This is a genomic window from Spirillospora sp. NPDC047279 (assembly GCF_040643285.1).
Taxonomy (GTDB): Bacteria; Actinomycetota; Actinomycetes; order Streptosporangiales; family Streptosporangiaceae; genus Spirillospora.
Map to the genome: position 1 here is coordinate 533,506 of NZ_JBEYUA010000006.1, position 18,211 is coordinate 551,716.

General features: G+C 71.7%; 12 protein-coding genes. 6 read left to right on the top strand and 6 right to left on the bottom strand.

All coding sequences use genetic code 11. From position 1 onward, the window contains the following. Nucleotides 1–391: 391 nt before the first annotated feature. The gene (locus tag ABZ810_RS18630; protein WP_358404346.1) at nt 392–2,125 is read right to left on the bottom strand and encodes a glycoside hydrolase family 6 protein; all 1,734 of its coding nucleotides are present in this window, start codon (nt 2,123–2,125) and stop codon (nt 392–394) included. A gap of 119 nt (nt 2,126–2,244) precedes the next feature. Beyond that, a complete protein-coding gene (locus ABZ810_RS18635) occupies nt 2,245–3,705 on the bottom strand; it encodes a cellulase family glycosylhydrolase (RefSeq protein ID WP_358404348.1) in 1,461 nt (486 codons plus the stop codon). A 238-nt stretch (nt 3,706–3,943) separates the two neighbouring features. Between ABZ810_RS18635 and ABZ810_RS18640 the strand changes: the two genes are divergently transcribed. The 3 genes from ABZ810_RS18640 to ABZ810_RS18650 all read left to right on the top strand — a co-directional run bounded on the left by ABZ810_RS18640 (nt 3,944) and on the right by ABZ810_RS18650 (nt 9,325). After that, complete coding sequence (locus ABZ810_RS18640; protein ID WP_358404349.1) at nt 3,944–5,083, top strand: LacI family DNA-binding transcriptional regulator; 1,140 nt, start codon at nt 3,944–3,946, stop codon at nt 5,081–5,083. A gap of 200 nt (nt 5,084–5,283) precedes the next feature. Then, a complete protein-coding gene (locus ABZ810_RS18645) occupies nt 5,284–8,169 on the top strand; it encodes a glycoside hydrolase family 48 protein (RefSeq protein ID WP_358404351.1) in 2,886 nt (961 codons plus the stop codon). A 13-nt stretch (nt 8,170–8,182) separates the two neighbouring features. Then, the gene (locus ABZ810_RS18650; protein WP_358404352.1) at nt 8,183–9,325 is read left to right on the top strand and encodes a cellulose binding domain-containing protein; all 1,143 of its coding nucleotides are present in this window, start codon (nt 8,183–8,185) and stop codon (nt 9,323–9,325) included. An 82-nt stretch (nt 9,326–9,407) separates the two neighbouring features. Here ABZ810_RS18650 and ABZ810_RS18655 read toward each other — a convergent pair whose 3' ends face one another. Beyond that, nucleotides 9,408–9,872: a helix-turn-helix domain-containing protein gene (locus tag ABZ810_RS18655; protein ID WP_358404353.1), complete on the bottom strand. Its 465-nt coding sequence runs from the start codon at nt 9,870–9,872 to the stop codon at nt 9,408–9,410. Between the two features lie 75 nt (nt 9,873–9,947). Here ABZ810_RS18655 and ABZ810_RS18660 point away from each other — a divergent pair, with 75 nt between their 5' ends. The 3 genes from ABZ810_RS18660 (at nt 9,948) to ABZ810_RS18670 (ending at nt 11,761) form a co-directional block, all read left to right on the top strand. Then, on the top strand, nt 9,948–10,319 hold the full coding sequence (locus ABZ810_RS18660; protein WP_358404354.1) for a cupin domain-containing protein: 372 nt from the start codon (nt 9,948–9,950) through the stop codon (nt 10,317–10,319). Between the two features lie 147 nt (nt 10,320–10,466). Next, nucleotides 10,467–10,976 carry a SigE family RNA polymerase sigma factor gene (locus ABZ810_RS18665; RefSeq protein WP_358404356.1) on the top strand — a complete coding sequence of 170 codons (510 nt, stop codon included), beginning with the start codon at nt 10,467–10,469 and terminating at the stop codon, nt 10,974–10,976. Beyond that, nucleotides 10,973–11,761 carry a hypothetical protein gene (locus ABZ810_RS18670; protein WP_358404358.1) on the top strand — a complete coding sequence of 263 codons (789 nt, stop codon included), beginning with the start codon at nt 10,973–10,975 and terminating at the stop codon, nt 11,759–11,761. The genes ABZ810_RS18665 and ABZ810_RS18670 overlap by 4 nt, the downstream gene beginning before the upstream one ends. On the opposite strand, the gene ABZ810_RS18675 is transcribed toward ABZ810_RS18670, so the two are convergent. The 3 genes from ABZ810_RS18675 to ABZ810_RS18685 all read right to left on the bottom strand — a co-directional run bounded on the left by ABZ810_RS18675 (nt 11,758) and on the right by ABZ810_RS18685 (nt 18,156). Then, the gene (locus ABZ810_RS18675; protein WP_358404360.1) at nt 11,758–12,189 is read right to left on the bottom strand and encodes a discoidin domain-containing protein; all 432 of its coding nucleotides are present in this window, start codon (nt 12,187–12,189) and stop codon (nt 11,758–11,760) included. The genes ABZ810_RS18670 and ABZ810_RS18675 overlap by 4 nt on opposite strands. Beyond that, complete coding sequence (locus ABZ810_RS18680; RefSeq protein WP_358404361.1) at nt 12,186–15,083, bottom strand: beta-galactosidase; 2,898 nt, start codon at nt 15,081–15,083, stop codon at nt 12,186–12,188. The genes ABZ810_RS18675 and ABZ810_RS18680 overlap by 4 nt, the downstream gene beginning before the upstream one ends. A gap of 64 nt (nt 15,084–15,147) precedes the next feature. Next, complete coding sequence (locus ABZ810_RS18685) at nt 15,148–18,156, bottom strand: glycoside hydrolase family 3 C-terminal domain-containing protein (RefSeq protein ID WP_358404362.1); 3,009 nt, start codon at nt 18,154–18,156, stop codon at nt 15,148–15,150. Nucleotides 18,157–18,211: the final 55 nt, after the last annotated feature.

Here is an 18,211-nt window from a genome sequence, read left to right on the forward strand (position 1 = left end):
GCTCGAAGCGCGAGACCCCCTCAGATCACGCTTATTTCACGTCCTGATTTAAAGCTTGATCTAAGGTGCCGTCAAGGGTCCCCCGACGGCCTGTGAAGATACGCCGAAGGGTCGCGGGCCGAGCGCGGGGTCACCGCCCGCAGGGCACGCCGAAGGCCGCCCAGGGAGTGGGGTCAAGCCCTGGGCGGCCGTCCTTCTTCGGTGAGGGCTCCTCTTCGGCGTGTCTCCTAACTGGTCAGTGCACGGGACGGCTCAGGGCACGGGACGGGTCCAGAGCGCGGGCCTGGCCGTGCTCCTGGTGCCGGGTCGCGGTTGTTGGAACGAGACGGGTCCAGAGCGCGGGCCTGGCCGTGCTCCTGGTGCCGGGTCGCGGTTGTTGGAACGAGACTGTTCAGAGCGCGGGCCTGGCGTTGCGCATCAGTTCCTGGAACTGGGCGGAGAACCAGTGGCCGGAGAGCGGGGCGTCAGGCAGGGCGCCGCTCATGTTGTTGTTGTTTCGGGGGTTGCCGGGGTACGTCGGGTCGCACATCCGGTCGAAGCCCTTGCCCTCGTCGTTCGGGATCTCGCGGCTCGCGCCGTCGGACTCGCCCGGAGGCTTGATCCAGACGTAGGCGTCGATGCCCGCCTCGGGCGCGGCCTTGGGCCGCTCGCCGAGGCCGGCGCCGGACTGGTTGCACCAGTTGCCGAGGTGGATGCGCCGGTCGGTACGACCGCCGTCCACGTACGCGTCGGCCGAGGTCTGCGGGCCGGGGCCGGTGGGCCGGGCGGACCCGCCCCAGCCGTTGCGGCTGGTGTCGATCAGCATCCCGATGCCGCCGTCGAAGCCCGCCTGGACGAGGCGTCCGCGCATGCCGATCGCGTACGACGTCTCGTCGGTGTAGCGGTTCCAGTCGATCCACTTGGACGTCCGCACCGAGGTGCCGTTCACCGTGTCGTTGATGGTGAAGTACGGCTCCTTGGTCGCGCCGTAGTTGGCGGTGTTGGTGATGAAGCCGTGCACGTTGCCGACCGAGCCGGAGTCCCTGGCGACCTGGGCGAGCAGGTCGGCGGAGGCGCCGAAGTTGTCGTCCCAGCCGAGCCAGCCGTGGTGCCCGACGTCGATGTAGTTGTAGACGTTCGGCAGTGCGCCGAGCTTGCCGAGCGCGTACGCGATGCCCTTCTGGTAGTTGCCGTTGGCCTTCATCACGTCGCAGTTCGGGGTCGCGGTCGGCCGCGGCGTGACGTTGGTGATGAGGTTGGGCAGCGAGTCGATCTCGACCACCGTGACGACGCGCAGGCCCGCGTACTTGGCGTCGCCGAGGATCGCCGCGATCGGGTCGATGAACTGCGTCTTGTACCTGTCGAGCTCGTCGGCCTTCAGCTCGCCGTTGGACGCCAGCGCGGCGCAGTCACGGCCGGGCAGGTTGTAGACGACGAGCTGGAGGACGCCGGCGCCCTGTTCCAGCGCCTTGTCCAGGTGGGCGCGCAGGCCCATGCCTCCGTTCACGCCGTTGATGGCCGCGGTGCGGTCCAGCCAGACGCCGGTCGGCTGGTTGGAGATGCGGCTGCCGCCGGGTTCGGCGTTGGCCTTCGCGGCCCATTCGGGATTCACGTACGCCTTGGCGCCGGCGTAGGGGTTGTCGACGCGGTCGCCGGGCGGCGGATCCGTCGGGTCGGGCGGATCCGTCGGGCCGGTCGAGCCGGTGCACGCCGTGCCGTTCAGCTTGAACGACGCGGGCTTGTCGTTGACACCGGAGTAGGTGGCCTGGAACCCGGGACTGACGGAGGCCCCGGTACCGAGCGAGCCGTTCCAGGGCGCGTTCTTCACCGTGACGTGCTTGCCGGACTGGCTGAACTCGGCGTTCCAGCCGTTGCTCACCTTCTGATCGCCGGCGAAGTCCCATTCCAGCGTCCAGCCGTTGACCGCGTCGCCCAGGTTGGTGAGCGTCACGTTCGCGGTGAAGCCGGTGCTCCACTGGTTGACGGTGTAGTCGACCCTGCAGCCGGCGGCGGCGCCGGCCTGGGTGGTGGTCACGGCGACGACGCCGGTGGCGAGCAGCAGCGCCGCCGTTCCGGCCGCGGCGCCGCGGCGTACCGCGGAGCGGCTCCCCGATTTCGGTGGAGAGGATTTCTGTGGATGTGTCACTGCGTTCGGCAACCTTTCTGGGTGGGTGGGGCGACTGAAGGGCGAGGCCGGGCACCGGGGCCGTCCGTAGTGGGAGCGCAGCGGCCCCGGTGTTCCGGTTCTCCAGCGCAGATCACGCGTCACTGGAGGGATTGGAGGTGGTCGCGAAGGCCGATCCCGAAGGGCGTCGGCGTTCCGTCGTAGGAGCTGATGAGCGACGGGCCGCTGGAGCAGCTCCAGGTGTTCCACGTCCAGCCGAGGTACGAGGCGCCGTGCGCGTCGAGCCAGGCCATGAGCGTGTCGATGTAGCCGTGCCCGCAGGTGTTCTCACCGATCTCGCCGGCGACCAGCGGCACCTGGGCGGCGACCGGCGCGAGCTGCTGGTCCCAGCACGCGGCGTCCTTGCAGTAGTTGAAGTTGTACGAGTGCCACGCCGCGGCGAGGTTGCCGGTGGGGTCGGACGGCTTGTTGGCGAGCCACTGGCTCAGGTCGTTGGAGTAGCTGTTGCCCGCGGCCAGGACGACGTTGGCGGCGCCGGTGCCGCGGACCGCGTCCAGGAGGTCCTGCATCCCGGCCGCCTCGTAGGTCAGCCCCGGGCAGGCCGGTCCGCCGTCGCGCCAGCACTTCCAGGCCTGGTCGTAGTCCATGACCTGGAGGTTGTTGGGGTACGGCTCGTTGAAGAGGTCGAGGACGACGGCCGTGTCGCCCTTGAACGTGGTCGCGACCTGCTTCCAGAATTCGGGCGAGTACCGGGTGTCGGGCATCGGCTTCTGGCATTCGGCGTTGGCGGTCGCGCAGTGCGTGTCGTAGCCGGTCCACAGTCCGTTGCTCCAGTGCAGCTCGAGGATCGGCGTGATGCCGTTCTCCAGCAGCAGGGCGACATAGGACTTGACCGCGTTCTGGTACGCGGCGCCCCGGTAGGCCGCGTTCACGTTGGGCAGCCCGAGCCAGCAGTCGGAGTTGAGCGGGACGCGGACCGCGTTGACGTGCCAGCTCTTGATGGCGGTGACGGACGCGGCGTCCATCGGGCCGTCCCAGAAGCCGTTGTTCTGGACGCACGCGAACTCTCCGCCGGAACGGTTCACGCCGCGCAGCACGACCTTCTCGCCGTCGGCGTCGACGAAGGTGTTGCCGGAGACCTTCAGCTTGGGCGCGGGCCCCGTCGGCGGGTCCGGCGGGTCGGTGGGCCCGCCGCCGTCGCACGCGACGCCGTTGAGGGTGAACGCGGTCGGGTCGGTGTTGGCGCCGCTGTAGCCGAAGTTGGCGCCGACCTGCACCGACGCGCCGGCCGCGACGGTGGCGTTCCAGCTCTCGTTGAGCACGGTGACGGCGGTGCCGGTCTGCGACCACCTGCCGTTCCAGCCGTGGGCGAGCTTCTGGTTCCCGGCGTAGGAGTACGTCAGCTCCCAGCCGTTCAGCGGGGTGGTGCCCTGGTTGGTGAGGGTGATGGACGCGGTGAAGCCCGTGCCCCAGTCGTTCTTGGTGTAGTCGGCCTCGCAGGTCACCGCGGCATGGGCGGTGGGCACGTCGGCGAGGGGCAGGCCGGCCGCCGCGAGGACGGCGATCAGCGGGCCCACGAGCCCGAGCGCGAACGATCTCATGCGGGGTCCTCCTGCGCGTCGGCGATTTGGGAGCGCTCCCACTCCTGAATCGCCGTGAACGTAAACCGCCGCGAGGACGGCGCGGAAGGGTCGTTCCACGCCTTTCATGACTTTCCGCAGCAGCCGGAGTCGGACTCTTGACACCGCCTGCCCCCGACCTGATTGTTGGGAGCGCTCCCACTACTCCCCTTCACCCGGCCGATCCCGACGGCCGGATGCACCCCAAGGGAGTGTCAGCGTGACGATCTTCCAACCGTCCGCCGTCCAGGCAGCACCCATCCCCGTACCACCCGTTCACCCGTCGCCCCTCGCCGGCGCCTCCCGGCCGCCGACGCTCGCGCACGTCGCCGAGCTCGCCGGGGTCTCCCCCGCGACGGCGTCCCGCGTGCTCACCGGCTCGGCCCGGGTGAGCGCCGAGGCCCGGCTCCAGGTGGAGGACGCGGTCGAACGCCTCGGCTACGTGCGCCGCCGCACCGCGTGCCCCGACTCGGTCCCGGCCGGCGCCATCGCCGCGGTGCTCTGCGAGGACGGCGCGCGCGTCTTCGCCGACCCGTTCTACGCCCGGCTGCTGTGGGGCGTGCGCAAGGAGCTGGACGGCCGCGCCCCGCTCATCGTGCTGATGGCGGGCAGGCCCGACGAGTGGCGGGTGGCCACCGGCTTCCTGCGCGGCGGCCATGCCGCCGGCGTGCTGCTCGTCGGCTCGCACCGCGACCACCCGGCGGCGCTCATGCACGCGACCGCCGGGGCGCCGGTGCTGCTGGCGGGCCGCCCGCTCGGCGACGCGACCCTGCCGTACGTGGACGTCGACAACCGGGGCGGCGCGCACGCGGCCGTCCGCCACCTGCTGGCGTCCGGGCGCACCCGGATCGCCACCATCGCGGGACCCGCCGACATGGGCGCGGGCGTCGACCGGCTCACCGGCTACCGGGTCGCCGCGCACGAGGCCGGGATGGACATGACCGGCCTGGTCGGGCACGGCGACTTCGGCCGCCTCGCCGGCGAGCACGCGATGGACCTGCTGCTGCACCGCCGGCCCGACCTGGACGCGGTGCTCGCCGCGTCCGACCTGATGGCCGCGGGGGCGCTGCGCGCCCTGCGCCGCGCGGGCCGCCGCGTGCCCGAGGACGTCGCGGTCGTCGGCTTCGACGACGACCCGATCGCGCAGCGCCTGCGGCCCCGGCTGACGACCGTCCGGCAGCCCGTCGAGGAGCTCGGCGCCCGGCTCGCCCGCGAACTGCGCAACCGGCTCGGTGGCGGGCGAGCAGGTGGCGGGCGAGCGGGCGGCGGCCGGGCGGGCGGCGGGCAGGCGAGCGGCAGGCCCGCGCCCGACCGCGGCGTGGTGCTGAAGACCTCGCTGATCGTCCGCGAGTCCGCCTGATCCCCGGCAGTGCTGCCTCACATCCCGCCCGTGCGGCCCGGCACCCGATTGTTCGGCCTGATTCCCGTCCGATCGACCCCCACGGAAGGACCCCGGTGAGAAACACAGCGAGAAGCACGGCGAAAAACGCCGTGAAAAACACAGCGAGAAACACAGCGAGAAGCACAGCGAGAAGGCGTCGATGGCGCGGGTTCACCGCGGTGACCGCGTTGCTGACGCTGCTCTGCGGCGGGCTGACGGCCGCCGGGGCCACCTCCGCCTCGGCGGCGGTGGCCTGCAAGGTCGTCTACCAGAAGAACCAGTGGAACACCGGCTTCACCGCGAGCCTGGACATCACCAACCAGGGCGACCCGGTCGACGGCTGGAAGCTGGCGTACTCCTACGCCGGTGACCAGAGGCTGGTGAACGGCTGGAGCGCCCGCTGGTCGCAGCAGGGCAAGGACGTCACCGTCGAGAACGAGACCTGGAACCGGACGCTCGGCACCGGCGCGACCGTGAACGTCGGCGCGCAGTTCACGTTCAGCGGGACGAACGACGACCCGTCGGTCTTCACGTTCAACGGCGTGCGCTGCAACCAGAGCACGAGCCAGCCCACCGTCGCGCTGACCAGCCCGGCGCCCGGCGCCACCTACGCGCTCGGCGCCACCGTGCCGCTCGCGGCCACGGCGGCGGCGGGTCCGGGCACGACCGTGTCGAAGGTGGAGTTCTTCGACCAGGACGGCCTGATCGCGGCCGACACGACCTCCCCGTACACGTTCGCCTGGACGACGGCGCGGGCCGGCAGCCACTCGGTCTACGCCAAGGTGACCGACAGCGCCGGCGGCACCGCCGAGTCCGCGCCGGCCGGCATCACGGTGACCGAGGAGGCCGCCGTCGTGGCGAGCCCGGCCGCCCTCAGCATCGCGGCGGGCACGGCGGCGACCTACACGGTCAAGCTGTCGCGGGCGCCGGCCGCGAACGTGACCGTGACGACCACCCGCACGGCGGGCACGACCGGCCTGACGGTCACCGGCGGCGGTTCGCTCACCTTCACCCCGCAGAACTGGTCCGCCGCGCAGAACGTGGAGATCACCGCGGGCGCGTCGGCGAGCGGCGCGGCCACCTTCACCTCGGCCGCGACCGGCTACGCCGCCGCCACGGTCACCGCCACGGCGGTCGCCGGCGCGGGCGCGTACGACCAGCGCTTCCTCGACCAGTACAACAAGATCAAGGCTCCGGCGAACGGCTACTTCAGCCCCGAGGGCATCCCGTACCACTCGGTCGAGACCTTCATGGTGGAGGCGCCCGACCACGGTCACCAGACGACCTCCGAGGCCTACAGCTACCTGGTGTGGCTCGAGGCCATGTACGGGCGCGTCTCCGGGAACTGGGCGCCCTTCAACGCCTCCTGGGCGCTGATGGAGAAGTACATGATCCCGACCACCGCCGACCAGCCCAGCAACGCCTCGTACACGCCGGGCAAGCCCGCGACGTACGCGGCCGAGCACTCCGAGGTCAGCTCCTACCCGTCGCAGATCGACGGGACGGTGCCGGTCGGGCAGGACCCGATCGCGGCCGAGCTGAAGTCGGCCTACGGCACCGACGACATCTACGGCATGCACTGGCTGCAGGACGTGGACAACGTCTACGGGTACGGCAACACTCCCGGCGGCACGTGCGAGGGCGGCCCGTCCGCGCAGGGACCCTCGTACATCAACACCTACCAGCGCGGGTCGCAGGAGTCGGTGTTCGAGACGATCCCGCAGCCGACGTGCGACGACTTCAAGTACGGCGGCCCGAACGGCTACCTCGACCTGTTCATCAAGGACGCGTCGTACGCCAAGCAGTGGAAGTTCACCAACGCCCCGGACGCCGACGCGCGCGCCGTGCAGGCCGCGTACTGGGCGAACGTCTGGGCCAAGCAGCAGAACAAGGGCGCGGACGTCGCCGCCACCGTCGCCAAGGCGGGCAAGATGGGCGACTACCTGCGGTACGCGTTCTTCGACAAGTACTTCAAGAAGATCGGCAACTGCCACCCGGCGTCGACCTGCCCCGGCGGCACCGGCAAGGACAGCGCCCACTACCTGCTGTCCTGGTACTACGCGTGGGGCGGCTCGCGCGGCACGGGCGGCGGCTGGGCCTGGCGCATCGGCGACGGCGCCTCGCACTTCGGCTACCAGAACCCGATGGCCGCGTACGCGCTGGTCAACGACCCGGCGCTGGCGCCCAAGGGTTCGACGGCCAAGGCGGACTGGCAGACCAGCCTGACCCGCCAGTTGCAGCTCTACAAGTGGCTGCAGTCGGCCGAGGGCGCGATCGCGGGCGGTGTCACCAACAGCTGGAACGGCAGCTACAGCGCGCCGCCCACCGGCCTGCCGAAGTTCTTCGGGATGGCGTACGACTGGCAGCCGGTGTACCACGATCCGCCGAGCAACCAGTGGTTCGGCTTCCAGGTCTGGTCGATGCAGCGGGTGGCCGAGTACTACCAGGTCAGCGGGGACGCCGGCGCCAAGGCGATCCTCGACAGGTGGGTGGCCTGGGTACTGCCCGAGATCACCGCCGATCCGGCGTCCGGCGCGTACCGGGTGCCCGCCACGTTGCGGTGGAGCGGGCAGCCGGACGCCGACTGGTCCGGGGCGAGCGGCATGCCGCCGGCCAACACCGGGCTGCACGTCAGCGTCGCCGACCACACCGACGACGTCGGCACCACCGCCGCGCTGGCCCGCACCCTCACCTACTACGCGGCCAAGTCGGGTCACGCGCAGGCCGGGCAGACCGCCAAGAACCTGCTCGACTCGCTCTGGAAGCACCAGGACGCGCAGGGCGTGTCGGTCTCGGAGACCAAGGCCGACTACAGCCGGGTGAAGGATCCCGTGTACGTCCCGCCGGGCTGGTCGGGCACCATGCCCAACGGCGATCCGGTCGACTCGAGCTCGACCTTCATGTCCATCCGGTCGTTCCTGAAGGACGACCCCGACTATGCCCGGGTGTGGTCGTACGCCAACGGCACGACCACCACGCCGCCGGCGTTCAGGTACCACCGGTTCTGGGCGCAGGCCGACATCGCCCTGGCGATGGCCGACTACGGCCGCCTCTTCGACGAGTGAGAAGGGAGCACCCATGAAACACCGGCAACGCGCCCAACGGCGCCGCACCGAACGGCCACGCGGCCGACGGCTGCGCGTGGCGCTCGTGGCGCTCCTGACGGCCCTGGCGTCGGCGGGCTCCGTCGTCACCGCGACGGCGCCCGTCCACGCCGACGCCGAGCTCTGCGGGCAGTGGGCGACCACCGTCCAGGGGCAGTACGTCGTGCAGAACAACCGCTGGGGCACCTCGGCCGAACAGTGCGTCGAAACGACCGGGTCGGGGTTCCGGGTCACCCGGGCCGACGGCTCGGTGTCCACCAGCGGGCCGCCGAAGTCCTATCCGTCGGTCTACCTGGGCTGCCACTACACCAACTGCTCGCCGGGCAGCCCGCTGCCCGCGCAGATCAGCGGCATCGGCAGCCTGAACAGCAGCGTCACCTTCGGTTACGTCGGCGGCGCGATCTACGACGCGGCGTACGACATCTGGCTCGACCCGACGCCGAGGAAGGACGGCGTGAACCGGACCGAGATCATGATCTGGTTCAACCGGGTGGGCCAGGTCCAGCCCGTCGGCCGGGCGGTCGGCACCGCCACGGTCGGCGGCAGGAGCTGGGAGGTGTGGACCGGCAACAACGGCGGCAACGACGTCATCTCGTTCGTCGCGCCGGCCGCGATCAGCGGTTGGAGCTTCGACGTGATGGACTTCGTCGACCAGGCCATCGGTCACGGCCTCGCCACGAGCAGCTGGTACGTGACGAGCGTGCAGGCGGGGTTCGAGCCGTGGCAGAACGGCGCCGGGCTCTCGGTCGGCTCGTTCTCCGCGACCGTGGACGGCGGCGGGCCGCCGCCCGAGCCGGCCGGCACCTGCGAGGTCGGCTACGGCACCAACAGCTGGTCCAGCGGGTTCACCGCGAACGTGACCGTCACCAACACGGGCGGCTCGCCGGTGAACGGCTGGTCGCTGGGGTTCACGCTGCCCCCGGGCCAGGCCGTCGCCAACGCCTGGAACGCCGCCGTGTCCTCGGCCGGCGGTGCGGTGACGGCCCGCAACCTGGACTACAACGCGACGATCCCGCCCGGCGGAAGCCAGTCCTTCGGCTTCCAGGGCACCCACTCGGGCACGTTCGCGAGCCCGGACGCCTTCACCCTCAACGGCACCCGGTGCACGGTGTCCTGATCCAGAGGGTGTCCTGATCTGAAAGGGCGGACCCGCAGGTGCCCGGAGAGCGTCCGGGCACCTGCGGGTCTCGTGGCGGTTCTCATGCGAGGGGCCGCAACGTCCGGGCGAGGTCGTCCGGGGCCTCGCTGCGGTCCACGATCCAGGCGAGCGCCTTCCGCAGGGCCGCGGCCGCCTCCTGCCCCATCTCGGCGGCGAGGCGCTCTTCGAACCGGTCCTGGAAGGCGTGGCCGCTGTCCATCAGCGCGCGGCACCGTTCGGTGCGGACGAGCCGCTTGACCCTCCCGTCGGCGGGGTCGGGCACGCGGTCCACGTATCCGGCGGCGGCCATCTCGTCCACCAGCTTGGCCGCGCCCTGGTGGGTGATCTTCAGCTTGGTCGCCAGCTCGCGGATGGTGAGGGACTCGGCGGCGATCAGCTTGAACGCCCAGCCGAAGGCCGGCCGGATCTCGGTGAAGCCCTCCCGGGCCAGGTGCTCGTGCAGCTCGTTGATCATTTGCTGGTAGGCGAGCCCGAGCAGCACGCCGAAGTGGGTGTCGCGGTCCATGGGCCTTTCCGGTCTTGACGATCTTCAACTTAAGTTGTACAACTCTATTTGTACAACTTCGATAAGGAGATATCCGTGCCGATCATCCAAGCATCCTCCGCCCCGACCTTCGACATGCCGCACGCCACGTTCACCGGACTGGCCTCGCCGAGCCGCGGCTCCGAGGAGACCTGCGTCTGGAAGACCCGGGTGCACCCCGGTGCCGAGCCCGCTCTGCACTCGTTCGACCACGAGGAGGTCCTGGTCGCGATCACGGGCAGGGCCGTCGCCGTGCTCGACGGCGAGGAGCATCCGGTGGCCGCCGGCGACGCGATCATCGTGCCCGCCGGAGCCGAGTTCGGCCTGGCCAACCCGCACGACGAACCGTTCGAGGCCGTCGTCGCGCTGCCCGTCGGCACGACGGCCTTCATGAACGGCCGGTCCCTCGTCCCCCCGCCCGCCCGCTAGCTGTACTGGCCGGCCCCGCGCCGGGCCGGCCGACACCAGCGCCAGATCTCCTCCTCCCAGGCCCTCCCCCGACCGTGACCCAGCCGTTCTCGCCCCGCGGAGCGATCGGGCCCAGAATGGGGCGACGGACGAGAGGGAGCGCTCCCATTGAGGTCGGCGGACGACACCGCGCGTGCCGAGTTCCACGCGTTCTTCACGCGGCATCATCGTGAGCTGGCGCGCCTGGCGTACCTGCTGCTCGGCGACGCCGACGCGGCGGACGACCTGGCGGCCGACGCGCTGGCCGCGGCGTGGCACCGGTGGGACCGGGTGCGGCGCGCCGACCATCCTCCGGCGTACGTGCGGCGGATCGTGGTCAACCTGGCGGGCAGCCGGATCCGCACCCTGGTCAGGGAACGCGACAGGCTGACGCTCATCGGCGCCGGGATGGACGACCGGACGTACGGGCCGGACGTGTCGGCGGTGGCGGACGTGCACGCGGCGTTGCAGCGGCTGCCCGAGCGCAAGCGGGCGTGCGTGGTGTTGCGGCTGGCGTTCGACCTGTCCGAACGGGAGACCGCGCAGATCCTCGGCGTCACCGTCGGGACCGTGAAGAGCCAGACCGCGCGCGGCGTCGCCGAGCTGGAACGGCTGCTGGCGAGGAGGGAGGAAGCGTGAGGGACGAGGCGTTCGACCGATGGCGCGACCTCCTCCACGACGAGGCCGAACGGCGCGAGCCCGACTCGGCGCGCATGTGGGAACGGGTGGAGGCCGCCATGGCCGGGCCGCCGCCGCCCGTGCGGGACCAGCGGGCCGGCGTGCGGATGGCGGGCGCGGTGATGGCCACGGCCGCCGCGATCGTGGCGGGGTTCGTGTTCGCCTTCCACGGCGGCGACGAGCCGAGCACCCCCGCGGCCACTCCCCCGGCGTCCCTGCCCGGGCCGACGGCCGCTCCTCCGGCCACCACGCCCGACACGGCGGCGCCGTCGGCCGCCACGACGCGCTCGGCCACCGCGCCCGGCACCGCGCCCGGCACCACGACCGGCACCGGACCCAGCACCGAGCCCGAGACCGGGCGGAGCACCCCGCCCGCCGCCGGGCAGGGCACGGTGACGGCCGAGGCGGCCGTCGATCCGCGCAGCTCGGCGCACTGGGCGCAGAACAACGTGACGCTCGGGATCCGGCGTCCGATCACCCGGCTGGAGGTGACGATCCGGGTCCGGCGGACCGAGAAGGTCACCCCGGCGGGCGCGTGGTTGTCGTTCCCGAACGACGACTTCGAGGCGACGGCGGAGACCTCCGGGCCCGTGCTGGTCTACCGGTGGCGGCTGCGGAACGGGCGGACCGTCCGGCCCGGCGTCTACACCGTGGCGGTGCAGTACACCCGGGGCGCCGTGCACGACGCCCACCAGGACACCTTCGTGGTGCGGGCGCCGGACCGGACGATCTCAGGCCGTTTCTAGGAGGGTTCCGTTCTGGAGCCGGCCGCAGCCGATCTCGCTGGCGACGGCCGGGCCTCCGTGGGCCGCGAGTGCCTCCAATCGTACGTAGCGGGCGGGCGCCGGGCGGAACCGCCGCTGTTCGAGGGTGTGGTCGGCGGCCACGAAGCCCGGGCGACCTCGCGGTAGCGGGTGCCGTCCAGGCTCGTCGAGATCCGGTAGGACGTGATGTCGCCCGTGGTGGTGAAGTCCTCCAGGACGTAGTCGACGGCCGTGTCCTGGCGCGGCAGGTAGGTGAGGACGTCGACGCCCGGGAAGACGCGGCCGAGGTCGAGGGTGACGACCTCGGGTCCGGTGGTGGCGGCGGTCCACAACGTCTGGTCGGGCGGCGGGGCGAGGAGGGGCAGCGACGCGGTGGCAGCTCCCAGGAACGTTCTGCGGTCGACGTTCATCGTGCACCGCCTCGGTGGTTGGCGACGGGGACGAGGGTGACCGCGCCGGGGGCGGCGTCGGTCTCGCTGATGACGGCGAGGGACAGGGTGTTGCGGCCGTGCTCGTTCAGGACCCCGGCCGGGAGGGCGAAGTCCTGCTGCGGGCCGGTGGAGGGGTACTGGCCCACGTTCCAGCCGTTCAGGAAGAGCAGGACGCGGTAGGTGCCGCTCCCCTTGCCCAGGCGCAGGGTCAGGGGGACGTCGTGGCCCTTGGGCAGGTCGAGGTCGAATGTGGTCCGCCGCCAGGTGACGCCGGGGCCGGGCGTGGCGGGCGACGCCGGGCGCGGGCCGCGTTCGCCGGTCAGGCCGCCGTTGTTGAGCGGCCCGCGCTCGGGGTCGGACGCCGGAGCGCCCTTGATCCGCCAGGTGAGCGGCGAGGTCGCGCCGGCGATCGAGGCGCCGACGAGGCCGCGCGGCTGTTTCTGGCGCACGTCCTCGGCGGTCCAGTCGTCGTTGTGGCCCATGTTGCCGACCAGGACCGACAGGACCGCGGGCTCGCCCGCCTCGAGCAGCCCGGCCGGGACGGTGAAGTGCCCGGGTCCGGGATCGGGGTTGGGCGGGGTGGACGCGTCGCCGGCGTCGGCCTGGACGCCTCCGGCGGCCGAGCCCAGGTACCGGCCGTTGAGCCAGACCTGGTAGATCCCCTTCCGTCCGGTGATCGCGTTGAGGTCGACGGTCGTCTCCCGCCCGCCGGCGGTGAACCGCCCGCGATACCAGACGTGGCCGTGATGGGCGCCGTACTCGTCGGAGTAGAGGACGGGCAAGGTCCTGGGCTTGATCGGGCTGACCGTGGTCGTCTTGTCGGCGACGGTCCAGTGGGAGTCGTCGAAGTCCGGCCGGGCCTCGGGCGCGCCGTCCGCGCTCCGCCACCCGGTCAGCTCGGGCAGGCGGACGGGCACGGGGCCCGCCGCGCGGCCGAGCAGCGAGCCGCTCGCGGTGCGGCGCGCGTCCACGCGGGCGCCGTTGACCGTGAGGCCGCGGGCCGCGGTGAAGGCCTCGACGTCGCCCGCCGCGGCCACGTCGGCGCGCACGTGGAGCGTGCTCCCGTGCTCCTTCGCCGACCGGACGAGGGACGTGCCGCGCACGAGGGTGCCGTCCGCGCGCCAGAACTTCGCGGCCTCCTCGTCGGTGCCCAGCAGGAGCAGCGCCGGACGCCTGCCGCCGCCGCTGACGAGCACCCGGGCCAGGCCCCGGTGCGTGTAGCCGAGCGTGAGGTTCCCGTTCTCGTACGAGGTCCGCACCGAGCCGGACAGCACCTTCACCGTCGGCCGCGAGCCGTACCGCAGCACGGTCGTGCCCGGCGTGCCCTCCTTGCCGTACAGCACGGCGACGTCCTGCCGGCCCGACACCGTGCCTCCCGACGTGCTGCCGCCCGACGTGCTGCCTCCTGACGTGCTGCCTCCTGACGTGCTGCCTCCTGACAGCGTGCCGCCCGACAGCGTGCCGCCCGACACCGTGTGGGTGAGCAGCTCGGAGGTGGTGACGGCGAGCCGCTGCCCGCCCAGGTCGTACCCGGCGAGCAGGACGCGGGCGTCGCGGCCCTTGACCCGGACGGGCACGGTGTACGAGCCGTCGGGCGCCGCCCAGGTGAGGGTGGCGGACTCGTCGGCGTCGGTGGTGCGGTCGGCGTGCCGGACCAGGACGAACTGCGTGCCCGTGTCGGGGTTGGCGCGGGCCTCGGTGTGCACGGCCGTGCTGCTGGACGCGGGCGCCGCCGCCGGGTCCGTCCTGGCCAGCGGCGCGACGGTGGTGACGAAGAGCCCCTGCCGCTTGAACTCGTCGTACTTGGTGGTGAGCTGCCGGTTCTCGGTGATCGCGGCGCCGTAGTCGTAGGAGGTGTAGACGTCGTTGGGCTGTGGCAGCCAGCCCCAGGACGTCCCGCCGTACGCCATGTAGTAGCCGAACATGGTGGCGCCGCTGCCGATGAGGTTGGACTTGTAGTAGACCTTCATGAAGTCGGGGCCGGTCAGCTCCCGGCAGCCCTCGTAGCCCGCGTCGTTGAGGTCGATGGCGCCCGCCTGGTACTCGGCGGCGTAGACCGGGGCCTCCCTGCTCCTGCTCTCGGTGATGCCGGTCCCCCAGGTGCCCCACGTCCGCGGGTCGCGGCAGTTGAACGCCTGCGGGTAGTCGTCCACGCCGAGGATGTCGACCGCGCCCTGTCCCGTGGACCAGTCGGTCGTCCAGTCGGCGGCGTCGCAACACTGGTTGTGGGTGATGGGGACGTCGATCCCCGCCGCGCGGGCGCGGGCCGAGATGTCGGCCATGTACGCGCGGTCGGTGTTGACCGCGTACTCGTTCTCGGCGTTGTAGGCGATGACCGAGCCGCCCCGGGTCACCTGGTGCCGGGCGATGATCGGGTTCACGCGGTCGAGCCACTCCCGGTAGGCCGCGGTGTAGCCGGGGTCGCTGGAGCGCGCCCGGCCGGGCACGGTCTTGAGCCAGGCGGGCAGGCCACCGCCGGTCGTCTCGGCGTTGATGTACGGGCCGGGGCGCGCGACCACGTACAGGCCGTACTCCTCGGTCATCCGCAGCAGCCGGTCGATGTCGCGGACGCCGCTGAAGTCGTACACGCCCCGCTCGGGCGAGTGGTAACCCCAGTGGAAGTAGAGGGAGACGCCGTTGAAGCCGCCCGCCTTCACCTTCTCCAGGACGTCGCGCCACAACTCCTGGCTGGGCAGCCGGAAGTAGTGGAACTCCCCCGTCCAGAGCACCACGCGCCGCCCGTCGACGATGAGCGAGTGCCGGTCGTAGGTGACCTGCTTGCCCGCGGCCACGGTCCCGCTCGTGGTGCCTCCCGCGGTGGCCTGGGACGGCGGGGCCCACAGCGCGGTGGCCGTCACGAGGAGCGCGGCCACGAGGGCGAGCGTTCTCCGTGCCCTTCTTCGTGCCCTTCTTCGTGCCCTTCGTCGCGCCCGCATGTCAGCGTCCTCCCGTGAACGAGAAGGAGCTGATCCGGGCGTCGCCGCCGAAGACCAGGTAGACGTCCTGGCGTCCGGACGCCGCCGCCAGGGCCGCCGTGACGTCCTGGTAGGCGTACTTGTCGCCGGTGGACGGCACGGTCAGCGTGCCGAGCAGCCGCCCGCCGGGCGAGCCGAGGCGGACCTGGACGGTCGCCGTGCCCGCGCCCGCCCTGGCCGCGCGCGCCTTGACGCCGGCCGGCCGCGAGCCGAGGTCCACGTCCGCGAACTTGATCCAGGCGCCGGCCGCGCCGCCGACCGCGGTGCCGTCGGCCTTGGACTCGTCGACGAGCTTCACGCCCGAGTAGTCGTCGAAGGCCTCCGCGCGGGTGTCCCTGGTCAGGTCGCGGGCGGGGATGCGCTCGCCGTCCACCCGGACCGAGGCGCGCTGCCTGATGTCGCCCGCCGAGGCGCCGACCATGAGGTCGTAGGCGGACGACTCGACGACCGCCCTGCCGCGCGTCACGTCCCAGTGGGCCAGGTCGGACGTGGCGAACGTGAGCCGCACGGTCGTGGTCTGCCCGCCGGCCAGCCGCACCTTCTGGAACGCGCGCAGCTGCTTGAGCGGCTGCTTGTCGCGCGAGTCCCGCTGGTGCGAGTACAGCTGGACGACGTCGGCGCCGGCCGCCTTGCCGGTGTTGGTGACCGGCACGCTGACGGTGATCTTGCCGCCCGCGCCGCCGCCGCTGACCTGGGGCCGGCCGTAGCGGAACGAGCTGTACGACAGGCCGTGCCCGAACGGGTAGAGCGGCTTGCCGCGGTAGTAGAGGTAGGTGCGGTTCGACTTGATGATGTCGTAGTCGAAAATGCCCGGCAGTTCGGCGTCGGACCGGTACCAGGTCTGGGTGAGGTGGCCGGACGGGTTGACGTCGCCGAACAGCACGTCGGCGAGGGCGTTGCCGGTCTCGGCGCCGGCGTGCGAGGTCCACACGATCGCCGGGACGTTCTCCTGCTCCCAGGTGATCGCGGTCGGGTAGCTGTTCTCCAGCACCAGGGTCGTCTTCGGGTTGTTCTTCAGCGCGGCCTGGACGAGCGCGCGCTGCCCGGCGGGCAGGTTCGTGGAGGGGCGGTCGTAGTTCTCGCGGCCGTTCACCGACGGGTTGCTGCCCGCCATCACCACGACCTGGTCGGCGCCCTGGACGGCCTTGGCGACCGCGTCGGCGCCGTTCACCAGCGTCTCCCGCGCGAAGACGGCGGCGTCGTCCTTGGTGCCGAGCGTCAGCTTGCCGTCGTCGCCGACCTTGACGTAGTTGCCGGAGGTGAACCACGTCTCGTGCGTCTCGTAGCCCGCGTACCGTAGCTTGACGTTGCCGTCGGGCTGCTGCTCCAGCGCGAACTGCTGCTGGACGAACCAGCCGTTCGGCTCGGCCTGGTCGTTGACGAAGCCGGACCAGTTCCAGCCGACGTACCTCCCGTTGGCGGCGCTGCGCATCGTCACGATGCCGTCGCCCCAGTCGGTGACGTCGAACTGCGAGGTGGCGGCGGGCGCGGTGTCGCCCAGCGCCAGGACGGCGCCGGCGTCGCCGGTCCCGCCGGTGACGTACTTGCCGCTCTTGACGTCCTTGAGCGCGATCCGGTCGTCGCCGCGCTCGGCGGTCACCGTCGCGCCGGACCCGAGCTTGGCGCGGATGCCGTCGACGGGCGTGACCTTGTACGGCGACCTGCCGGAGTACCAGTCGGTGTAGACGGCGTCGGCGAGCGGGCCGACGACGGCGACCTTCTTCGCGGCGGCCATGGCCAGCGGCAGGGCCTGCCGGTCGTTCTTGAGCAGCACCATGGCCTCGGCGGCGGTGCGCCGGTTGAGCCGCTTGTGCGCGTCGGTGTTGAGCACCGAGTCGTCGATCTTCCCGTACGGGCCGCCGCCGGGGTCGAACTCGCCGAGCCGCACCCGGATCGTCAGGGCGCGCCGGACGGCGGCGTCGACGTCGGAGACCTTCAGCAGGCCCTTGGCCAGCGCGTCCTTGATCGCGTTGACCGTGACCGAGGCGTCCAGGTTGTTGGCGGTGAAGCTGTCGTTGCCCGCCTTGAGGATCGCGGCGTCGCCCTGGGTGAAGTCGGGATAGTAGTTCTGGTTCCAGCGCGGGTCGGTGCCGGCGCCGGCGAGGCTGTCGGGCAGCCCGGCGTCGGTGACGTTGAACAGGTCCTTCCCGGTCCACGACCGGACGAGCCCGTTCAGGTCCGGGTTCACCGCGTTCGGCCGGCCGTTCACCAGGTTGTAGGCCGACATGACGCCGGTCGCGCCGTCGGCGGCGAGGATCGGCTTGAACGCCAGGCGGTCGTACTCGTTCAGCACCCGCTGCCGCAGTTGCACGTCGGTGGTCGAACGCAGGGTCTCGTTGTTGTTGCCGAGGTAGTGCTTGAGCGTGGGCGCGGTGAGCAGGTATTTGGCGTTGTCGCCCTGCATGCCCTTGCCGTAGGCGTTGGCGATGGCCGCGGTGAGGGTGGTGTCCTCGGAGTAGCCCTCCTCGTTGCGTCCCCAGCGCGGGTCGCGCAGCAGGTTGGTGACCGGCGCCCAGAGGTTGAGGCCCCAGACCATGCGCTCGTCGTTGGTGGCGTGGTAACCGCGGGCCTCGGTGCCGGTGGTGCGGCCGACCTGCCGGATCAGCTCGGGGTCCCAGGTGCTGGCGAGCCCGACGGCCTGCGGGAACACGGTGCCGCGGTCGGCGACGATCTGCTGGTCGCCGTGGCTGGTCCAGGCGATGCCGTGCACCGCCTCGGTGCCGGTCTTGAACCGCTTGAGGCCGAGCCGGGGAACGGCCGGCTGGTACTGGTGGAGGAGGGAGATCTTCTCGTCGAGCGTCAGCCGGCCGAGAAGGTCGTCGACCCGGGTGTCGAGCGACAACGCCGGGTTCTGGAACGGAAGCACGTCCCGCGCCAGCACGGGCGGCGCGGTGGAGACGGCCAGGGAGGCCGCGAGCGCGACCGCCAGCACGGGGATCAGACGGCGGGCGTGTGGAGGGGGGTGGGCCACAACGTTCTCCTCTGAAAGGTCGATCTTGAGTTGTCGAAGCGCTTCGATGAACGGG

Excerpts from the sequence above, each read along its gene's own strand:
- ABZ810_RS18635 (WP_358404348.1), bottom strand. The coding sequence starts at position 3,705 with ATGAGATCGTTCGCGCTCGGGCTCGTGGGCCCGCTGATCGCCGTCCTC.
- ABZ810_RS18675 (WP_358404360.1), bottom strand. The coding sequence starts at position 12,189 with ATGAACGTCGACCGCAGAACGTTCCTGGGAGCTGCCACCGCGTCGCTG.
- ABZ810_RS18650 (WP_358404352.1), top strand. The coding sequence starts at position 8,183 with ATGAAACACCGGCAACGCGCCCAACGGCGCCGCACCGAACGGCCACGC.
- ABZ810_RS18655 (WP_358404353.1), bottom strand. The coding sequence starts at position 9,872 with ATGGACCGCGACACCCACTTCGGCGTGCTGCTCGGGCTCGCCTACCAG.